The sequence below is a fragment of the Pseudomonas sp. 22490 genome, from assembly GCF_052044465.1.
Classification (GTDB): domain Bacteria; phylum Pseudomonadota; class Gammaproteobacteria; order Pseudomonadales; family Pseudomonadaceae; genus Pseudomonas; species Pseudomonas aeruginosa.
The window spans coordinates 3,091-22,912 of sequence record NZ_JBQENS010000012.1 but is presented as its reverse complement, the minus strand read 5'-3'; the positions used below and the strand labels follow the sequence as shown (position 1 = coordinate 22,912).

At 60.6% G+C, this 19,822-nt stretch carries 20 protein-coding genes; 11 read left to right on the top strand and 9 right to left on the bottom strand.

Annotated features, from left to right (window positions below):
• Nucleotides 1-40: 40 nt before the first annotated feature.
• From pqsC to pqsA, 3 genes are read right to left on the bottom strand one after another with little or no spacing between them, the layout of a single operon-like run.
• On the bottom strand, nucleotides 41-1,087 hold the full coding sequence (gene pqsC / locus ACTJJX_RS15145) for a 2-heptyl-4(1H)-quinolone synthase subunit PqsC (protein ID WP_016851908.1): 1,047 nt from the start codon (nucleotides 1,085-1,087) through the stop codon (nucleotides 41-43).
• Complete coding sequence (gene pqsB / locus ACTJJX_RS15140; protein WP_003108611.1) at nucleotides 1,080-1,931, bottom strand: 2-heptyl-4(1H)-quinolone synthase subunit PqsB; 852 nt, start codon at nucleotides 1,929-1,931, stop codon at nucleotides 1,080-1,082. Before pqsB ends, pqsC begins: the two co-directional genes overlap by 8 nt.
• Nucleotides 1,925-3,478, bottom strand: coding sequence for an anthranilate--CoA ligase (pqsA, locus tag ACTJJX_RS15135; protein WP_003112552.1), 1,554 nt, complete (start codon nucleotides 3,476-3,478; stop codon nucleotides 1,925-1,927). The genes pqsB and pqsA overlap by 7 nt, the downstream gene beginning before the upstream one ends.
• A gap of 556 nt (nucleotides 3,479-4,034) precedes the next feature.
• On the opposite strand from pqsA, the gene ACTJJX_RS15130 reads away from it, so the two are divergent.
• A complete protein-coding gene (locus ACTJJX_RS15130; protein WP_016851909.1) occupies nucleotides 4,035-4,556 on the top strand; it encodes a methylated-DNA--[protein]-cysteine S-methyltransferase in 522 nt (173 codons plus the stop codon).
• A gap of 79 nt (nucleotides 4,557-4,635) precedes the next feature.
• On the opposite strand, the gene ACTJJX_RS15125 is transcribed toward ACTJJX_RS15130, so the two are convergent.
• From ACTJJX_RS15125 to ACTJJX_RS15110, 4 genes are all read right to left on the bottom strand, one after another.
• Nucleotides 4,636-7,155, bottom strand: coding sequence for a fimbria/pilus outer membrane usher protein (locus tag ACTJJX_RS15125; RefSeq protein WP_003123214.1), 2,520 nt, complete (start codon nucleotides 7,153-7,155; stop codon nucleotides 4,636-4,638).
• A gap of 100 nt (nucleotides 7,156-7,255) precedes the next feature.
• Entirely contained in the window at nucleotides 7,256-7,969 is a 714-nt protein-coding gene (locus tag ACTJJX_RS15120) for a fimbrial biogenesis chaperone (protein ID WP_003120653.1), read from the bottom strand.
• A gap of 57 nt (nucleotides 7,970-8,026) precedes the next feature.
• Nucleotides 8,027-8,638 carry a fimbrial protein gene (locus ACTJJX_RS15115; protein ID WP_004348355.1) on the bottom strand — a complete coding sequence of 204 codons (612 nt, stop codon included), beginning with the start codon at nucleotides 8,636-8,638 and terminating at the stop codon, nucleotides 8,027-8,029.
• A gap of 443 nt (nucleotides 8,639-9,081) precedes the next feature.
• Complete coding sequence (locus tag ACTJJX_RS15110; RefSeq protein WP_003117019.1) at nucleotides 9,082-9,459, bottom strand: Hpt domain-containing protein; 378 nt, start codon at nucleotides 9,457-9,459, stop codon at nucleotides 9,082-9,084.
• A gap of 584 nt (nucleotides 9,460-10,043) precedes the next feature.
• Here ACTJJX_RS15110 and ACTJJX_RS15105 point away from each other — a divergent pair.
• Nucleotides 10,044-10,682, top strand: a complete 639-nt coding sequence (locus ACTJJX_RS15105; RefSeq protein WP_003120654.1) for an NUDIX hydrolase — start codon at nucleotides 10,044-10,046, stop codon at nucleotides 10,680-10,682.
• A gap of 384 nt (nucleotides 10,683-11,066) precedes the next feature.
• Complete coding sequence (locus ACTJJX_RS15100; RefSeq protein ID WP_003117022.1) at nucleotides 11,067-11,627, top strand: hypothetical protein; 561 nt, start codon at nucleotides 11,067-11,069, stop codon at nucleotides 11,625-11,627.
• A 120-nt stretch (nucleotides 11,628-11,747) separates the two neighbouring features.
• Here the strand turns inward: ACTJJX_RS15100 and ACTJJX_RS15095 are convergent, their stop codons facing one another.
• Nucleotides 11,748-12,152 carry an acyl-CoA thioesterase gene (locus ACTJJX_RS15095; protein ID WP_003112559.1) on the bottom strand — a complete coding sequence of 135 codons (405 nt, stop codon included), beginning with the start codon at nucleotides 12,150-12,152 and terminating at the stop codon, nucleotides 11,748-11,750.
• A gap of 527 nt (nucleotides 12,153-12,679) precedes the next feature.
• On the opposite strand from ACTJJX_RS15095, the gene ACTJJX_RS15090 reads away from it, so the two are divergent.
• The 8 genes from ACTJJX_RS15090 to dnaB are packed head-to-tail and all read left to right on the top strand — an operon-like array spanning nucleotide 12,680 to nucleotide 18,880.
• Nucleotides 12,680-13,546 carry a ParA family protein gene (locus ACTJJX_RS15090; RefSeq protein WP_023108753.1) on the top strand — a complete coding sequence of 289 codons (867 nt, stop codon included), beginning with the start codon at nucleotides 12,680-12,682 and terminating at the stop codon, nucleotides 13,544-13,546.
• Nucleotide 13,547: 1 nt separating this feature from the next.
• On the top strand, nucleotides 13,548-14,285 hold the full coding sequence (locus ACTJJX_RS15085; protein WP_023108754.1) for a hypothetical protein: 738 nt from the start codon (nucleotides 13,548-13,550) through the stop codon (nucleotides 14,283-14,285).
• Entirely contained in the window at nucleotides 14,282-14,779 is a 498-nt protein-coding gene (locus tag ACTJJX_RS15080; protein WP_003111783.1) for a hypothetical protein, read from the top strand. The genes ACTJJX_RS15085 and ACTJJX_RS15080 overlap by 4 nt, the downstream gene beginning before the upstream one ends.
• Nucleotides 14,776-15,927 carry a Lar family restriction alleviation protein gene (locus tag ACTJJX_RS15075; protein WP_023108755.1) on the top strand — a complete coding sequence of 384 codons (1,152 nt, stop codon included), beginning with the start codon at nucleotides 14,776-14,778 and terminating at the stop codon, nucleotides 15,925-15,927. Before ACTJJX_RS15080 ends, ACTJJX_RS15075 begins: the two co-directional genes overlap by 4 nt.
• Nucleotides 15,927-16,628 carry a DUF2786 domain-containing protein gene (locus ACTJJX_RS15070; RefSeq protein ID WP_023082648.1) on the top strand — a complete coding sequence of 234 codons (702 nt, stop codon included), beginning with the start codon at nucleotides 15,927-15,929 and terminating at the stop codon, nucleotides 16,626-16,628. Before ACTJJX_RS15075 ends, ACTJJX_RS15070 begins: the two co-directional genes overlap by 1 nt.
• Nucleotides 16,625-17,332: an HNH endonuclease signature motif containing protein gene (locus tag ACTJJX_RS15065; RefSeq protein WP_023082649.1), complete on the top strand. Its 708-nt coding sequence runs from the start codon at nucleotides 16,625-16,627 to the stop codon at nucleotides 17,330-17,332. The genes ACTJJX_RS15070 and ACTJJX_RS15065 overlap by 4 nt, the downstream gene beginning before the upstream one ends.
• The gene (locus ACTJJX_RS15060) at nucleotides 17,316-17,540 is read left to right on the top strand and encodes a hypothetical protein (protein ID WP_009315888.1); all 225 of its coding nucleotides are present in this window, start codon (nucleotides 17,316-17,318) and stop codon (nucleotides 17,538-17,540) included. The genes ACTJJX_RS15065 and ACTJJX_RS15060 overlap by 17 nt, the downstream gene beginning before the upstream one ends.
• Nucleotides 17,537-18,880: a replicative DNA helicase gene (gene dnaB, locus ACTJJX_RS15055; protein ID WP_023082650.1), complete on the top strand. Its 1,344-nt coding sequence runs from the start codon at nucleotides 17,537-17,539 to the stop codon at nucleotides 18,878-18,880. Before ACTJJX_RS15060 ends, dnaB begins: the two co-directional genes overlap by 4 nt.
• A 438-nt stretch (nucleotides 18,881-19,318) precedes the next feature.
• Here the strand turns inward: dnaB and ACTJJX_RS15050 are convergent, their stop codons facing one another.
• Nucleotides 19,319-19,765, bottom strand: a complete 447-nt coding sequence (locus ACTJJX_RS15050; RefSeq protein WP_003117028.1) for a hypothetical protein — start codon at nucleotides 19,763-19,765, stop codon at nucleotides 19,319-19,321.
• Nucleotides 19,766-19,822: the final 57 nt, after the last annotated feature.

Sequence of the window (19,822 nt, the reverse complement as noted above, 5' to 3'; positions counted from 1 at the left end):
GCAGCCCTCCTCGGACACCGTGGTTCAACATGGCGATGCCTCAGCACACCAGCACCTCGCCCAATTGCCAGACCTGGGCGGCGAACCCCCAGCCAGTGGCTGCGCCGGCCATGACGATACGATCGCCGGGGCGGATCTTGCCCTCGCGCAGGCCGGTCATCAGGGTGTACGGGATGGAAACGGAGATCATCACGCCGGTATCGCCCATCGTCAGTTGGTACTGCTCAGGACGGGCACCGATGCCCTCGGCCCAGGCCTTGACCAGGAACGGCGCTGGCTGGTGGAAGACGAAATAATCGATGTCATCGCTGCCCAGGCCGGCCTTTTCCAACGCCCGGCGCATCGCGATCGGCACGTTGGTCGGGACGAAGCTGGCCATCTTGTTCTGGCCGTCGCTGAACAACGAGAAATACAGCCGCGGCTTGGCCTCGCCGGTCGGGTTTTCCGGCAGGCGCCAGCGACCGGTGGCCACTTCATAGAACGTAGCGTCGCTGTGTTCGGCCGAAGCCAGCAGGTCGCAGCTGTCATCGTCGCCGCGGGTCAGCAGGGCCACCGCGCAGCCATCGGCGAACAGGGTCGAGGTACGCGAGGTGAAGTCGAGCAGGTTGGAGATGTACTCGCTGCACACCACCAGCACTTTCTCGGCCTTACCCTGGCGGATCATGCTCGCTGCCAGGCGCAGGTTGAGCAGGAAGCTGGCGCACTCCATCTGCGAATCCAATGGCAGCGCCCGACTCAGGCCGAGCTGCTTGGACAGCACGTTGCCCATGCGCGGGTAGAGACGTCCGCGCAGGTCCGGCAGGACATCGCCGGCGTCGGTCATGATCGGCGAGGAAGCCGAACAGATCAGCATGTCCACGCTATCCGGCGCGGTATCGCTGCTGCGCAGCAGGCGCTCGGCGGCCCGGACCACCAGGCTGAACTCGTTCTCGCCGTTCCGCGGGTCGAAATAGCCCCGCCGATTGACGCCCCAGAATTGCCACCAGGACTCGCTGAGGTCCGGTACCGCAGCGAACACCGGATCGTCGTTTTCGTAGCTGCGAGCCGGAAGTTCACAGGTGATCGCTGCCAGTTTGACCTTATGCATGAGCTTCTCCCGCCAGTTCCAGGGTCACGCCCTCCACCACCATGCCGAACGGATCGAAGCTGATCAGCAGCAGTTCATCCAGACGGTCGCGCTGTGCCGCGCGCAGTTGCGACGCCAGTTCGAACGGCCCCAGGCAACGACCATCGGGCCGTCCCTGGCCGAACCATTCCTCGCGCACCCAGTTCAGTTGCGGAAAGTCCCCGGCCAGACGGGTGAATCCGGCGCGTACCGCTTCGGGCAATCCAGGTTGGGCCGGCAGGTTGAGGTGTCCCTTGACGTCGCCTACCTGGCGAATATCGGTATTCAGCGGAATGCTCAGCGGCAGCCATTCCTGCGCCGGATCACCGCCCAGCGCACCGCGACGGAACGCGGCCTTGCCGGTCGGCCGGCAGAGCAGCGCCAGGGCGCCGTCGGCAAGGGCGAAGCCGGACTCGCTGTCCACTTCCAATCCCTGGCTGGATTCGCCGCGCACGACCAGGACGTTGCGATAGCCCTGGTCGCTGGCGAGGGTATCGACCACGTAGAGGGCGCGGGCCAGGCTCGAGTCGGTGAGGTCGAAGACATGCGCGCGATTCGCGCCGAGGACCTTCTGCAACGGATGGCCGATCTTCGGCGCCATGATGTCGCGGTTCTCGATCAGATGGTCGGGAGACAGGGCGAGGCCGACGATCAGGTCGATCTCCTCGGGCTTGACCGCCGCCTCGTCCAGGGCTTCGCGAACCGCCGGCAGCAAGCGCTGCATCAGCATCTCGTCGCCCTGGGCGCGAGGGCGTTCGCCTCCCAGCGGCCCCTCCAGACACACATAGGATGGGGGCAGGTTCACCCCCACAGCCTGAATCAACATGCCCGTTCCTCCGGAAGGTTGTCGTGATAAAGGGTGTCGGCCAGGTGGCGCAGCTCGGCGCGCGCCAACTTGCCGTTGTCGTTGCGCGGCAAGGCCGGCAGCACATGCAATTGGCTGGGCAGCATGTGCGAGGGAATCTGTTCGGCGAGATGCTGGTCGATGCGCTGCGCCAGCAGGATCTGGTTGTCGTCCAGCGGAGTGGCCAGGGTGACGAACAGGGTCGGACGCAAGCCGTCGTGCAGCCGGCAGGTAGGAACCAGAACCGCCTCGCTCACTTCCGGCAGATGACGGCAGATCGCCTGCTCGACCTGGGTCGGCACCACCCAGCGGCCATTCACCTTGAACAGATCGTCTTCCCGCCCACAGTGACGGTAGGCACCCGACTCGTCGCGCTCGAACAGGTCGCCGGTGCGGTACCAGCCACCTGCGAAGCGCGCCTGCTGCTCTTCGCTGGCCCGCCAGTAACCCGGACTCAGCCCAGGGCCACGCACCAACAGCACGCCTTGCCGGCCCGCTTCCTCGATAGTGTGTCCTTCGCGGTCCACCAGCCGGCACTCATAGCCAGGCAACGGCAGCCCGGTGCTGTCGGCACGCGCCTGGCCCGGGCGGTTGGCGAGGAACACATGGCCGACCTCGGTAGCCCCGATGCCGTCGCAGATCTCCAGCCCGTGCGCGGCCCAGAATTCGAACTCGCCGCGCGGCAGCGGCGAGCCGGCGGAAAACGCCAGGCGCACGCTGCTCAACAGCTCCCTGGCCTGCGGACGCAGCGAGGCATAGATGGCCGGCACCCCAAACAGGACCCGGGGGCGGAAGGCGACCAGGTTCTCCAGAACCCGCTCCGGGCTCGGCCAGGTATCGTCGAGCAGCGCCGAGGCTCCGCTGAACCAGGGAAAGAACAGGCTGTTGCCCATGCCATAGCCGAAGAACATCTTGGGAATCGAATACAGCCGGTCTCCCGCCTGCAATGCCAGCAACTCCGTAGCGAACGCCCGGCAGAAACCGAGCGTGTTGCGCAGGCTGTGCATCACCCCCTTGGGCGCCCCGGTGGAACCCGAGGTGTATTGCAGGAAACAGGCTGCCGCCGGGTCCTGGCGATGGAAGGCACTCCAATCGAGGTCCGCAGGACCGACCAGCGCGTCCAGCGAGAAATCGTCGAGCAAAGGGCGTCCGGCGGCCGCACGCAGGGTCAACGGCGCCAAAGGACCGCTCAGCGACGGTGCATCGGCTTCACGCACCACCAGGCTGGCCTGGCAGTCGGCAGCGATATCGGCCAGGGCCTGCTCGCGGGACTTGGGATTGATCACGGCGGGAATGGCGCCGACCGCGATGCAGGCCAGGAACAGGCAGGCCAGCGAAGGCGAGTCGTTCAACGCCAGCACCACGCGATCGCCGGGCTTGAGCAGGCGGGCCAGTTGGCTGGCCTGGGAGAGAATGTAGGTCCGGCATTGCAGCCGGCTGAGAGTCTGGCCCCGATAGTGATAAACGGCGGTATCGGGATCGAAATCGAGGCGGAACAGAACCTCGGTCAGGTTGGCCAATGTGGACATGACAGAACGTTCCCTCTTCAGCGATATGCATCCGGATCAGGAGATACCTGAGCCAGAGCGCTTGCTTTGTCAGGAACGGGAAACTAGCGGCGCTGGGCGAAGCGCGATATTCGGAGTCCGAACGAAAAAGTTTCGGGGAGAAGAACCACGGGCTTCGTAGGCCGCGGCAATCGGCGCGAACCAAACCGCGAGAAATTTGGCACACCCACCGGGCTGCGCGGGATCCGAGAACGGCAACCAAGCAAGAAGGGCGGCAGCCTTTTTACGCAAGAGCCCATTGGCCAGACAAAAACCGTTACAACCCTTGCTCGAGGCCTCGTCCGAACCCATGAGATGGCAAACCAATGACAACCCACTTTGCTCGGCAAATCGCCTCCCAGATCTCACAGTTCGAGGCGCTCGACCTGGGCTCCAAGGGGCGACGGCATGCCTGGAAGCAGGCGGCCATCCATCGGGCCGATAGCGCTCCGCCCCGCCTCGCCTGCCATTTGCAGGCTTCCCTGTTGAAATCCCATTGCGTAGTACACTGGGCGAGCCTGCCGAAGAGGACACCTACATGCCCCATAGCTACAGGAAAATGGAATCGCCGGTCGGGACACTGACCCTGGTAGCCAGGGACGATGCCTTTCTGGTCGCGATTCTTTGGCAGCATGAGCGTCCCAACCGAGTACCGCTGGACGAGATGCGGCTCTCCGAGGACAGCTCCCTCCTGGCGGAAACCGAACGCCAGTTGCGGGAATATTTTTCCGGCAAACGTTCCCGGTTCAAACTCCCGCTCGACTTCCAAGGTACCGAATTTCAGAAAAAGGTCTGGTCCGCCCTGCTCACCATTCCATTCGGCGAGACCCGCAGCTATACGGAAATAGCCGTGCAGATCGGCAGCCCCAACGCAGTACGGGCGGTTGGAGCCGCCAACGGACGGAACCCACTGTCCATTGTTGCACCTTGCCATAGGGTGATCGGAGCCTCTGGCGGCCTCACCGGTTTCGCCGGTGGGTTGGCCGCCAAGCAGTGGTTGCTGCGTTTGGAAACCCGAGGCAGGACACCAGACCTGTTGAGCATGATCGAGGACGAGTGAGCTGCCGCTTGCCCTCGCGCCCGGTGTTCACCGGAAAAATCCTCGCCTTTTGACTTGACCCGACTGCAGCGGGGACATTTCAGATCGAGGACCGACGGCAACTGAGCGCAACTCGTTCGTAAGTCAGGTCCTTGTTCCTGGGCGGCAACTGATAGTCGACGGAACAGGAGCCATCGCTCCAGCGAATGGACAGGCGCCCCTGGTCCTCGATACCGAACACCAGCAAACGGGACAGGTTGTCGACCATTCCCACGACCCGCTCTTCCTTGTCGTATGCCTGTGCACCGAAGGGAATCTTTCCTCCAGAGTCCATGCTCAGGTCGAACTGCACCCGCCGACCGGACTCCGCGGAGAAACGCTTGGCGATCACGGCGCCCCGGGTCGGCACGGCCATTTGCGTGCTGTCGCTGATCTCGGTATCGCTTCCAAGGGTATTGGTATCCAGGTTCACCCAGTTGTAACGATAGGGTTGCATGTAAGGGAGCACGGCATAGCCACGGCCGTCGGTGCGAACCGAAGAGTAGCCGTCGAGGCCGACGCCGCCGACCTCCGGAACCTCCACCAGGCCAAACGTTTCCCCCACCGGCTGGCCGAAGGTCACTCCCCCCGAATGCACCACTACCGAACCGCTTGCTCCCAGGTTGATCTGCTTGTTGTCGCGCCCCTGGCTGTAATTGGCGGACAACTTGGCCTTGGACGTGTCCCAACCCAGGCCGACGCTGCCGGAGTTGCCGCCGTCCTTGCTGTAGTTGGCCTGTGCGCTGTAGTTGAACGCATTGGCTTCATCCAGGTATCCGGAGATACCGGTGTTCAGGCTCGAATCACCATGCTGTGAACTCACGGCATTGGCATATACCTGACTGGAGCGTGCGCTACCGCCCAAGGGGATGCTGACGGAGGCCGTGAACTGGGTATCGGAGCGCCCGAACGAACCCGTCTCCTGGGTACGGGAAACCGCCAGGCTATAGCTCGCGCGCTTGATGCCGCTGCTGAAGCCGAACTGCACGCGACGGCTGCTGCCGGGGCGATTCCAATATGTGGTTTCGCCCGCCGTGAGATAGAGCGAACTGCGTCGGAACAGCGTCTGGTTCACCGTCAGGTCTATGCGGCTCTTCTGCCGACTGGAACTTGAGCCATAGAGGTAGCTCTCTTCGGACATGTCGTCGATATGCTGGCTGAGAGTACGGTAGCCTTCCGTGGAATAGCGATAGCCCACCACGGTAAAGCTGGTTTCGGTGGCGTTGATGGTCTTGGAATAGAGAAGCCGCAGACTCTGTCCCTGGTTGCGCCCACCCCGCCGCGTGCGGGACTGGCTATGGGTCACGTCCGCAGAAAAACCGCCCAGGGGCGTGTTGAAGCCGAGGCCCAGGTTGGTGGCATTGTACTTCTCCGCAGCGAGCAGGCCGCCAAAGCCGGTAACCCTGTCGGACAAGCCATACACAGCCGACCCCTGGAGCAGGTTGACCGACGGCTGGCCATCATTATGGTACTCACCGGCGGCCAGGCCATAGCGCAGGTTCCCCTTGCGGGTCATGACCGGCAGGTAGGAATAGGACTGCTTGAAGGACCGCTGGCGTCCGTCCGCCTCGATGATCTTGACCTCCAGGTCGCCATTGGAGCCGCTGGGATAGATGTCGGTGATCTCGAACGCACCGGGAGGTACGTTGGTGGAATAGATCACGAAGCCATTCTGGCTCACCTCGACCGTCGCATTGGTTTCAGCGATACCGCGCACCACCGGGGTATAGCTGATCTCGTTGTCGGGCAGCATGCCGATATCGGATTGCAGTTGCACGCCGCGCATACGCACGCTCTCGAAAGCATCCCCCTGAGCGGAGGTATACAACTCGCCGAGGGACAAAGTCCCCTTCAGGGCACGAATGTCACGTTCCACATAGGTACGGTTGCTACTGAACTTGTTGCGCATGCCGGTACCTCCGCTCAGGGAGGAGTCGTTGCGCAGACGCCAGCCAAACAGGTTGAAGCCGTTGCGCAGGCCCAGGTAGCGATAATCGCTGTTCTGGCCAAAGTTGGTGTTGCGCGTGAAGTTGGCCTGGTAGTTGGAAAACAACGCGGTGACACCGTCATCCCAAAGAGAGGGATCCACATAGCCACGCGAGTGCCGCTGTACATACAGCTGTGGAATGCTGACCAGCAGGGAAAGGCTGTTGACGTCGAACTCGATGGATGCACCGGGGATGAGTTCGGCGACATTCAGGGGCGTATTGTTTTCCAGATTATCCGGAATGAGTTTGTCTCGCGTCAGCCGGGCTATATCGACCCCGATCTCCTTGAGCAGCCCTACCCGGACGACCGGACGAACGCTTCCGGTTTCGGGATCGGCACTGAACACGACATCTTCGCGCCGGATCATGATCTGGTTCAAATGAATGTCGACGCTGTAAGTGCCGGGCGACACCGAGTTGCCGTTCTCGAAATACTTCAGTTCAACGGGCGCCCCGCCCTCGTTGTTCAGGAACTCGGCGTTGAATTCCACCGCGAAAGTTACGGCAGGCAAAGCCAATCCCAAGGCCATGAGACAGGAAGACCTGGAATAGACGGACAACTCGAAGTCGAACTTTTTCCTAAATATGGCCACGCGAATATTCCTTGGACTAATTTCCGACAAAACGGAAACACCCATCCATAGGGGAAGTTAAGAGCAGTTCTTCTGCTCTTCTACTCTGCTCTTCTGAGCTTCAGTCGGATAAGGAGCTGGAATGTTTATCGAGTCCGCCATAGTCATTTACGCTCTGGAACTCGACATTTCCAGAAACGCCGGATGGAGTTCCCTTGATTTCGAATCGGCGACTCGACTTCGGCGCGACCATGTCGGCATCAACAACATAGTAGGCATTGCCAGCTTTTAATTTCACGCTGGCTAAAGAGACATGAAACGCAGTATCGTTGGAAACTTCGACAACTGACTTTCCACCCTGACGGACAAGACGCCAGTTCAACTTTCCAGGCGCTTCGGCGGAAGTTCCCGACAAGTTATCGGGGCGGTAGAAGACCTTGATACGCTGGCGCAAAGCTATCTGCAACGTATTAGCCGAGGCAGATTTTTGCGGAATTTCCTGGACGTTCAGGCGGAATACGGATTCCCTGTCGCTCGGCAAGCCTTCCCCTTGAAACAGGATACGCAGGGTTTGCTGCTTGTTGCCTCCCAAACGACTGAGGGCAGGCGTGATGACAAACGGAACCTCACGTTTATCTGCCCCATTATCAGCCTCTACCCAGGATTGAATCATCACGTCCTTGGAAGCCTGGTTCCTGACCAGGATCGCAGCCTCCTTGGCAGGCGCCTGCAGAACGACCCGGGTTCCTCCCAGTGTGATTCCCGCATTGGCCAGGGTGGAAAAAAGCAAAAGGATGCCACCCCAGATAACTCTGGAAGAAAATGGATATTTCATGATGAACTCGCACCTCATGGAACGGGGTATATACATACCCCGCCCACGTAGCAGAACTTAGTTGTATTCCAGGGTGAACGGCAGGGAACCGTCGGCACTACCAGCCGTAGGAGCTACGGAGCCGGATTTGACATAAGCGGCACGCAGATTCAGCTTGGCACTGTAGACAGTGATGTCATTGCCTTCGCCATCTTTTTGTACCTTGGAATCCAGGGGCGCATCGATGGTCTCGTTCGCCGACAGGTTCAGCAGCTTGCCATCGGATCCATAGATACCGATACCGACACCGGTGGCGGTGCCGACGGTTTTCAGCAGGCTCTCATTGTTCGGGTCAATAGTGCTCCCAGACATCGGGTTGAACTTCAGCTTGACGGTGGTCAGGCCGGTACCGGTCTTGCCACAGTCCAGGTTCAGGTTCAGGCTGGTACCACCGGCGATGCTGCCGCCCGCGGTGCCGCCCAGCGAGTCGATGCTGATCTTGCCAAGGTTTACGTCGATGGTCTGGTTGCCCGCAGCACCGCCAACGGTGGTGCCGGCACCACCAGTGATGCTGCAAGCGGCCGCGGTGATTTCACCTTTGAAATTGATGGTGCCGTCTGCCGCCATGGCATTGCCGACGACCAGGCTGGCTACTGCGGCAGCCAGAATGCTTTTCATGGAAATGGACACGATTGAGCTTCCTTTTGACAGTGAAAGTGTTGCGATTTTTGAACTCTATAAGAGCCAGCAACATTCTCCGAAAAGCCGAATAGAACGACAACGAAGCACTTCCCAGGCAATCGTGTGAAATCTCCCCAGTGCTTGTATGAAGTTTCCTACAAGCGGAAAAAACCTCGTAGTTAAAAACCCTCCGACACCATAAGCCCGCTACCACTAACAGCCAAACAAAATGAACGATCCGAAAGAAGCGCATCAGCTTCGATAGCGCCTCTTATATAGAAAAATGAAAAACCAAGACAAACCAAAGCAAACCCAGCAGGCTCCCAATTATCCCATTACTCCAGCAGCAGGCGCGGAGCTTACGGGAACGGGAAATCCATGCTGGTGAATAGATGCGATTCAGGTTATGGAGAAACCTGAACAGCTTCTGAAACCTCTATCTGGTCCGATCTCTAGAGCTTTGCCAATTCGGTTGAGATACTGATTTCGAACGCACTTAGTTTGCCTTCCAATGAAGAGGCCAGATTGGCTATCCGCTCGGAAGACTCCGATGGGTTCTGGCAAGCCTTTTCAAGGCAGGAACAAGACTCGACCAATAGGCTGCTGCCCACCACCCTCGCAGCCCCTTTTATCCTGTGCGCAAGTTCGGCCACTCCTTGCAGGTCTGCGAGTTCAAGCAATTCCGCCAACCGAGTACGATCATCCCGACTGCTGGCCAATAAAGTTTCCAGCAACCGCTGCAATGCAGCCGGCTCGCCGCCGGTAATGGCCTCCAGCGAACGAATGTCGAAAAGACTTTCCATCGGCGATTCCGAACCAAGCTCTTTCATACAGACTCCATCGATATGCTTAAAGGAAGGTCACTGCGCGTTGCGCTGTCCCGCCTGCGGGACTCCAGGCATCCGTAGAACGACAAGGCCGTACATGCCGTCCGGGCCAGTTATCCGCAAGCAGCATAAGGGAATTGCCTCCGCCTCTGCCGTCCAAACAGGGGAGCATCGCTTGTTGCGTCTCCTCGAACGGACCCAAACGGCCCTGGAAACGCTCATGGCCGGCACGGAGTCTACCTTTGCCAGCCGACCGCAGCCGGCCCGACCGCTCGTTTCGGGGAGGGAAACTCCTACGGTAAGTCTGTGCGAAGAGGCGTCATCGGTTGCGACCGCCTGACGGTTCGAAGCGAACCTGGCGGAGGAGCCATCGCTGCGACAGGCGAGTCAGGGTTACGCGCAGGTCGCGATAAAACAGCGGCATAAGCCACTATTGGCGCACACAGGCATACGAGGAAGACGCAGGGAACACCTGGTTGAAAACCAGCTCTACAGATCATCGAGCGGCGAGGGTTCTATCTATGGCAAATCCATTGGACGGCTTGCACGACGCGGACCACGCGAAGGCCGAAAAAACGGAAGGAAGGATGCCATCGGTCAGCGATCCCAGGGCGCTTGCCCGTCTTCTGGAATTGATACTGTCCACCGCCCAGGCCGGTCTCGCCTTCTCCAAGGACCGCTTCGACATCGGACGCTTTCGCGCGCTCCAGCATGCCGTCGCCGAATTCATCGCCAGCGACCAGGGGGTAGCGTACGAACGGGTCGAGAACTGGATCGCTCTGGACAGCCACTACCCGACCCCGAAACTGGACGTCCGTGCGTTGATCCTCGACTCGCAACAGCGGGTTCTGCTGGTTCGGGAGGCCTCGGATAGTCGCTGGACCCTACCAGGCGGCTGGTGCGACGTAAACGAGTCGCCGGCAGATGCGGTAGTTCGCGAAACCCAGGAAGAAAGCGGACTGGAAGTTCGAGCGATACGCCTGTTGGCATTGCTGGACAAGCACAAGCATCCCCACCCTCCCCAACTGCCGCATGCGTTGAAAGCCTTCTTCTTCTGCCACGTCACCGGAGGCAGTCTTCAACAACAAACGGACGAAACGTCGGCGGCCGAGTACTTCCCGGTGGACGCCTTGCCGCCGCTTTCCGAGCACCGGGTACTGGCCTCGCAGATCCAGACGTTATGGCAGCGAATCCACGCGGAAACGCCAGAGGCGCTTTTCGACTAGCCCCCCGACCTCATGGAGTCATCGCGCGGCAGACGGCCTGACCCTAACGACGTCCAGCAGGCGTACCCGGCAGATCGACCGGCCAGTCGACGAGCGCCTGCCGCCCTCCCCCATCGCCGGCAGCTTGATGCCGCCAACAGCGGCGCAGCGTGCCTTCCGAGCAGTAAAGCCGGCCCGTCGTTCTCGTTCGAATGCGTGGCGGAGCGCACCCGAGGCGCCAGCCATCGACCCTCCCGAACGTGCCGATGGAGCGAACTCCGATCGAGTTCCCCCGCTTCGTCCATAGCTCATCCGTGCTAGTCGACCCTCACCTTGGGCTGCACCTATGATTCGTCCCTTGGATGACCCTCCGCGGTCGGGAACAAGACATTCAAGGACGAACTCATGGGCAAACCATTCCTTCACGCTCGGCGCTGGCTGCTGCCGCTCACCTTCATCTGCACGGCAACGACTGCGGTCGCCGAAAGCACCGGCGACTACTGGATCGTCTACGGCAAGGGCGAACGCTACAACAACGAGGTATTCGTCGCCAACGCCACCGGCATCTTGCAGCAACCCAAAGGTATCCAGTCGGCGCAGATCATCCAGCTATTCGAAGACCGGTCGATGCCGACGCTGACGGCCTACGAGGTCCAGTTCAAGTGCAAGGAGCGCAGGGTCCGCTTCGACAACGCACGCGCCATGCGCCGCATCGACAACGTCATCACCAACGTGAAAACCGTCGACGGCTGGATCGACCCGGGGAAATACGATTACTGGCTGCAACGCTCGTTCGCTTTCGTCTGCGCCCCGGCCATCCGCGACAACAACCAGATGTTGCCGCTGGGCAAGATGCCCATTGCACGCATGGTGCAGACCGTCCAGGCAATGTTCGTCGAACTGCAGGGCGTCCAGGCCAAGAAACAGACCATGCGCGATCTGGATGCGATGCTCGGCAACGAGTAGAAATGAAGGAAGGCGGCTTGCCGCCCTCCTCCGGAGCCCCACGGAGCAGGTCAGCGGCATGCCGCTCGCAGCGTCCTGCCGGCCGTAGCCAGCGCCGCGACGAATAGCCAGAATGTTTCTCTATGCGAGGAGCGCGCGGAGCTGCGCGGGGACCTCCATGACTTCGCGGGTATCCGGGGAGACACAGACCTGCGTCAGGCTCGCAGTGAACGCCACCACGTCCGGCGAAAGACGTCCTTCGACTGAAAACGAGAAAGAATGCGTCCCCACGTTCGACACGCCCACCTGCATCGTGAGCTCGTCGTCCCAGGTGACCGGATGCAGGAATTCCAGGGAGAACGCTCTCGCCGGGGGAAGAATCCTGAACCCCAGGAGGGTTCTGAGCCCCGGGCCGCCCAGCCAGACCCCGAGCGCCTCCTGCACCGCTTCCAGCACAAAGTATGAAAAACGTGGCGTATAGACGATCCCTTCGGGATCACAGTCGCCAAACAGTACCGTTCTCTTTATGAAAACCGGGGTCGGCATCGGGTCACTCATCCGGTCGCCAGGAAAGGAACCTCACTCTATGGGAGTCCCGGTCCGCTGACAAATCCTCGGATAGCCGTGCACCAGTTCACCAGGCTGCGCGGGGTCTGACAGGAACACGCCAGAACGAACGGGAAAGCGGCTGCCAGTACCGATATGACTGGCGGAAGCGCGAAACCGGCCTTCTTCCCGATGTCGATAAGGATAAGAGTTGCGGTGCGCTGGGGATGAGATATCCGGACTGCGGAAACAGAAAAGCCCGCCTTGTCGGGCGGGCTTTTCATATCGACTCGGTCGATTCTGGCCAGTTTCCTGGCCAAGGCATACTGCAGCTCCGAAGCTAAAGTTGCGAGCTCTACGGAGAGCTACAGAAACTCCTTTCTAATATGGTGGGTCGTGTAGGATTCGAACCTACGACCAATTGGTTAAAAGCCATTTGGACCAAGGTCGTCTAGGAAGGGTTTCCACTCCCGTTACAACGAGTCTGTTTAGCAGCCTCTAATGACCCCACATTAGAGGCTGTAGACATGAATGCGAAAGCGACTTCAATTGTATCCACCAAGGGTGGTGTAGGGAAATCCACCACCGCCGCCAACCTCGGTGCATTTTGCGCCGATGCTGGCCTGAAGACCCTCCTCATCGACCTGGACCCCGTCCAGCCCTCCCTATCTTCGTACTACGAGCTTCCTGAAGTCGCCCAGGGCGGCATCTACGACCTGCTCGCCGCCAACATAACTGACCCAGCGAGGATCATCTCCAGGACGATTATCCCCAACCTGGACGTCGTGATTTCCAACGACCAGAACAACCAGCTCAACAACCTACTGCTCCAGGCGCCCGATGGCCGGCTCCGGCTGGCAAACCTCATGCCGTCCCTGAAACAGGGCTACGACCTGGTGCTGATCGACACCCAAGGTGCGCGCTCCGCTTTACTAGAAATGGTCGTGCTCGCATCGGATCTGGTTGTTTCCCCCCTGCAGCCCAACATGCTCACTGCCCGCGAGTTCAACCGCGGCACCATGCAAATGCTCGATGGACTGCGTCCCTACGAGCGCCTCGGCATGCGGATCCCCAAGGTTCAGATCGTCATCAACTGCCTGGACCAGACCAATGACTCCCGGGCGATTCACGAGAATGTGCGTGCCATCTTCGATGAGCATCAGGACATTTCTGTACTCGAAACGACTGTCCCGGATGCCGTCGTGTTTCGCAATGCAGCATCGCGCGGGCTACCAGCGCACCGCCTCGAAACGCGGCAACCCTCGAATCGCACATCAGCGCCCGCGCTGGAAATCATCCGTAACCTGGCCATCGAGGTCTTTCCCGAGTGGACTGACCGCTTCCTCGCGCTGACGCCGGAGGCGGTAGCAGCACTGGTCAAGGGAGGGCGCTGACATGGCGAAGCCTCCTATCACCCAAGCCCGCGACGTCGACGCGGAACTTGTGCTGCAACTGAACAAGTTCGGCAGCGCCGCCGACCTTCGGAGCCAACAGGCCAAGTTGACCGGCGCTGCGCGAGAAATACGCAAGCTGACTGGTGGCGGTACCGACCTGTTCGGGAAGCTGGGTTGCTACTTGAGCTTCGAGCAAAAGCAGCTCCTACAAGACGCTGCGCGCTTGCTCGACTCGGTGAACCAGCAGGTCGAGCATGCGAAGGAAAAGCGTGATCGCGACGAGAAACAGGCCAAGAAGCGGCGTGAGCTGCGCGGGCGCCTGGCCAAGCAACTGGTCGCCTCGAACTACCCGCTTCCGGGAAATACGCTCGAAGAGCGGCTGGAAATCCTGCAGATCGCGTTGATCTACAACCGGGCCAAGGTGTTCGATCCCCTGTACTCCACGCACCAGCTCCACTCAAAACTCAAACGCTGGCTGGAGCGTCCCAAGCAGCTCATCGGGTGGCGCAGTGAAGCCGAGTATTTCGCTAGTCAGGTGGGGAGCCTGCGATGTGACTTCATTAGCCACCTGACTCACGAAATCGCCTACGACGATGGCAGAGAAGTCGAGGAGCGCCTGCGCGTCATCAAGCAGAAGGTCGCTGACTGCACCGCACAGATCGCTCTGACCAGCGAGGAGCAGGAAACCCTTCAGCTCTGGACAGACGCTCTGCAATCGGCTCCGGAGGGCCTCATATGAACCTCCAGAACCGCAACAACCTCATCCTGAGCCTGATCGCCGAGACCCAGTTCGACGCCTACGTGCAAGGCTACATGGCCAAAGCAGGCGCTGCCGCCGGTGCTTCCGACAATCTGCTGGTCGAGGCTGAAGGTGCTGCGATGCTGCAGGGCCTTGTCGCTCCGGTTCGCGCTCAGCAGCGTGCCTGTGGACAGCCCCTGCAGAACGCCCTGCTCCAAATCGCCCACGACCTACTGTTGCAGACGAAGTCGCAACTGGCCATCGCGGCCAATGCCAGCTCGATCCACGTGATCCAGCGGGACATGAACAGGGCTATCTGGAATATCGCGACTGCCATCGATCACCTGGCCGAGTTCGCCCAACCCTCCCAGGACACCGTGAAGGTCATCGAGCGGCTGATGCTCTTCGTCGGCAGCTCGCCTAGCCCGGAAGGCCAGCAACTGGCCGCAGAGGCAAGTGCAGTGCTTGGCATGAGCGAGGGGGGCCTGGCATGAAGCCTATGATTCAAGCCCACCTGGTCGAGCGCGACCAGTTCGGCTTCTGGACCCATCCGAACTATCCAGACCTGGCCGACAACTGCTCTTCCAACGAGGCGCAGGAAACGCTGCGCCGGCTTGGCCTTGAGTTGCAGACCGTCTTCATGGAGTCGGATGCGCCTCGCCTCTACGACTCTGCACGATCGGACCAACGATACAGCGAGTGGATCCCAACGCGACCCGAAGGCTCCGGTTGGTTCGTGCTATCGATCCACGATACCGATAACGGCCCGGTGTGCCAGTACGTGCGACCGCTCGGAGAGCACCTGAGTCCAATCGATCTCGATGCGGCAGCAGAACAGCATGAACGCCTGCTCAGCGAGGCTTGTGCCAAGGCCTTGAATCAGCGCGACGCCGCCCTGGCCAGGGTCGCCTCGCTTGAGTCCAAGCTGGAGGAGCTGGAGAAGCTGGAACCGGCAGCCCCGAGTGACCCCAAGCTCAAGCCCTGCCCGCTCTGCGGCAGCACGAACATTCGAATGCTGGAACCCGAGCTGCTCGACACCAATGCCTGGAACTGTGCCATTGAATGCCTGGACTGCCAGGTTTACATCGGGCCGTCCTACTGCGAGCCAGACACAGTAACAGCGAGGTATTCAGCACAGGTCGACTGGAACAGGCGCCCAAGCGCAAAAAACCACGCGGACGAGCGTGAGCAGTTCTTGATGGCCAACCTGCTCGCCGCCCTGGAGGTCGCACTGGGCGACGTAGCAGCCCTGGCTATTGTCGACCGGGTAAGGCAGGTCGCAGACCGAATTTACCCCACCTCGAGCCTATCCCCTGTTCCCCAAGCATGGCTCGATGTCCAAGCCGAGCGCCGCCGGCAGATCGAGGCCGAAGGCTGGACGCCAGAGCACGACGACGAGCACAGCCACGGCCAGATGGCCCGAGCCGCCGCCTGCTACGCCCTGGCCGGATCCAGCGCTCCGAACGATGGAACCGCCGCCCTGCTGGTGTCGCTGGCATGGCCTTGGGATGAGCAGTGGTGGAAGCCAACCACCGTGCGACGAGATCTGGTCAAGGCCTGCGCCCTGGCGCTGGCTGAGATCGAGCGCCTGGACCGCACCGCGCCCGTGCAGGGCTCAACCTGCTGCAAGGGGGACGCGTAATGGACAAGCAAAAAGTCCTCGCCAAGGTCGAGAAGCTGATGGCCCTGGCGAATGCCAAGGGGGCCACGCCGAACGAGGCGGAAACCGCATTGCGCCAGGCCGCGATCCTGAAGCGCCAGTTCGACCTCAGCGATGCGGAGATCTCGGCCCACACGGTGGAGACCGCGTGCGTTCCCACTCGAACCAGGCGCTCTCCTGCCCCATGGCTGCATGAACTGGCCGGGATCTGCGCCAACTCCTTCGGCTGCGACTACCTGGCGGCATACGCGATGCCAGCGGGCTGGACGTTCAAGTTCATGGGCCGAGGGATCGGCCCTGAGCTAGCCGCTCACGCCTACTCTACGCTCCACCACCAACTGGTGGCGGCGCGCTCGGCTCATGTCGCTCAACAGAAGCGCTGCAAGCTGTCGACCAAGCGCCGTCGCAGCAAGCTCTTCGTCGAAGGCTGGCTTCTCGCAGTGCGTTCGCTGGTACGTGACTTTGCCGGCAGGCCGGACGAGTCGACTCAAGCAGCCATCAAGGCCTACCTCGAACTACACCATCCGGAGCTGAAACTCCTGGAGCCGGCAGCGCCGACGAAGCCCCTGGCCTATGACCAGGCTTCGCTGCACGCAGGCTGGGAGCACGGCAAAAACACTCGCCTGCACCGCGGCGTCAGCCGGCGAGTTCAAGGCGCGCTCGAGCAGGGAGGTTCCCGATGACTCGCTCTGCTCTCTCGAACATCGCCTACGAGGCTCTGGTGCATGCCCGCCGCAAATTCAGCAACCGAGAGGAGCGCTGCATCCGCGAAACCTGGACCGCCGAACAGGAACTGGTGCTGCTGCGCCTGTATCCGGATATGCCGAACGAGGTCCTGGCAGCCAGGTTGAACAAAACGCTCCAGCAGATCTGCTCCAAAGCGTATCGGCTCGGGCTGAAAAAAAGCCCCGAGTTCTCCAAGAAGATCCGGCAGGACTGGGGCAGCGCAACTCGGTTCAAGAAGGGAAACACCCCATGGAACTGCGGCATGAAGGGGCTTCCCGCGCGAGGACGCTCATCGGAAACGCAGTTCAAGAAGGGGCAGAAGCCCCACACATGGCTCCCGGTCGGCAGCACACGGGTAAGTGCCGATGGCTACCTGCAACGAAAGATCTCGGATACCGGCTATCCCCCCCGGGACTGGAAGAGCATCCACATCCTGCTCTGGGAAGAACACGTCGGCCCCATCCCAACCGGCCATTGCGTCTGCTTCAAGGACAACAACAAGCAGAACGTCGTCATCGACAACCTGGAACTCATCACCCGGGCCGAACGCATGCGCCGCAACTCCATCCATCGCTATCCACCTGAGCTGAAGAGCGCAATCCGCGTCATCAGCAAGCTCAAGCGCACCATTCAGGAGGTCGAGCATGAAGAACAAGATTGAGGATCTGCGGAATCACCTCTTTGCCACCATCGAAGGGTTGCTTGACGAAGACAAGCCCCTGGATATCGAGCGCGCGAAAGCGGTGGCTCATGTGGGTTCGGTGATCATCGAGTCCGCCAAGGTGGAAGTGAAAGCGCTGGAGATCATCGGCTCCCCGGACGGCAGCGGAAGCACGTTTCTGCAGATCAGCCGGGAGGACTCGAAGTGAGTGTTCTGGAACTTACGCCGCCGCACTCCGTCGAGGCGGAGCAAGGGGTACTCGGCGGCCTGATGCTGGACAACGCGGCATGGGACATTGTCGGCGATCAGTTGCAGAAGGAGGACTTCTTCCGGCATGAGCATCGGCTGATTTTCACCGCCATCAGCGAGTTGGCCGCGAAGGACGCCCCGTTTGACGTCGTGACGGTGTCGGAAGCGATCGAAGACCTTCCAGAAGCCGGCGGGCTGGCCTACCTCGGCCAGCTCGCTGACAACACGCCCTCCGTGGCCAATATCGAGGCTTACGCGCAGATCGTTCGCGATCGGGCGCACCTGCGGCAGTTGATGTCTCTCGGGCACCACTGCACCAGAACCGCCTCGAACCACCAGGCGAATCCCTGTGAGGTTCAGGAGGAGATCGAGCAGAAGCTGTTCGCCCTCGGCCAAGATCAGCACAAGTCCGACTTTGTCGATATCAACAAGGGCCTCGCGAAGATCGTCGACACCATCGATTACCGCTTCAACAACAACGTGACGGTAACGGGGGTCCCGACAGGCCTGAAGGATCTCGACGAGCTCTCCGGCGGACTACAGAAGTCGGATCTCATCATCGTCGGTGCCCGTCCCTCGATGGGCAAAACGTCGTTTGCCCTCAACTTGATCGACGCCGCGCTACAGAGCGACCAACAGAAGTCTGTCCAGGTTTACAGCATGGAAATGCCAGCAGAGCAGCTGCTGTTCAGGCTTGCTGCCCTGCTCGGCCACCTGGACCTTGGCAAGCTGATGAAGGGCCAACTGCAAGAAGAGGATTGGCCCAGGCTGACCGTCGCGATCCAGCGCATAAACGACTATGGCAGCCGACTGGTCATCAACGACCAGGGCAACCTGACGCCGACAGAGCTGCGCGCCAAGGTTCGCCGTGCAGCCAGGAAGTACGGCCACCCCGTACTGATCCTGGTCGACTACCTGCAGCTGATGCGCTGCCCAGGCCTGGAAAACCGAGCCACCGAGATCTCGGAAATCTCCCGCTCGCTGAAAGCACTGGCCAAGGAAATGGATTGCCCCGTCGTGGCCCTGTCCCAGCTCAATCGCAGCCTGGAGAACCGGCCGAACAAGCGACCGAACAACGCAGACCTGCGTGAGAGCGGCGCAATCGAGCAGGACGCGGACGTGATCATGTTCGTGTACCGCGACGAGGTCTACCACCCCAACACCGAGGCCAAGGGCATTGCCGAAATCATCATCGGCAAGTACCGCAACGGCCCGATCGGCACCGTCCGCGCCGCCTTCATCGCCAACCAGACCCGCTTCGCCGACCTTGCACCAACTTGGCAGGGAGCTCTTGCATGAGCCCCTTCATTGAACTTCCGATCTCTCGCCGGCGGGAGCCGGCAAGGAGTCTAGTCATGCGTGACCAGCAGCCCGCTAACAATCTCCTTTCGATAGCGAGCGCCGAATGGATACAAGCCTTGCAGAACTTCTGCCACCACGGACGAGTGTATGACGGGTCCGCCGCCAATGCCTGGCTATTGGATGCCTGCCTACTTGTTCCCAGCGCTGCCCTCATCCACGGTGTCATCGAGTACATTCTTAACAGCCGTGAGGACATACCATACGGAGGGCTACGCCCAAGCTGGGTGGCTCAGCGGCTCGAGCAGGAGGGATTGATTAGTCACCGGTGCGGGGCAGTCTTGCACTGGCAGGAGCACGGCTATCGCTTTTCCACGGTGGTCAGGATCGACCCCGAACAGATTTGGCCCGATAAGCGCTCGAGACCCGAAGCATTCGTTACCGGACCACTAGATAGCCAGGAGCTTGGGGTAATTGAAATCCTGGCGCATCCGAACGCCAGACGTCGTAGTCCGTCCCCGGTGCGCCTGGCAGCACTGGTTCGATCTTCGCTAGCCATACCTGCTGAGCCTCTTCATCCCATTGCAAATCCGCCAGTTCTTCATGCAGTGCTAGCCACCTATCCCGAATTGGCATCTCCCGAATGGTTTCCAGTGGCCAGGAGTAGCGACGCATGAGCGCATACTCAATGGCATCCATTCCCCATAGCCTCCAGCCTTTGTCACGTGCCAGTGAGTTACCAAGGGTACACAGCACAAAGACTTGGCTTATCCATTGCGCTCTGGCCATCGTCATAGGCAATCCGTCCCCCTTTTGTGAGTCAGGAACGCATGCCTGGATCTGGATAAGCATCTCGTCGTATCCAAAGCGGTATTCGTTCTTCATGCCGGACCTCCTGTGGTCTGGGTGGGTTTGTTTGGCGACGCCAACCTTACCACCGGA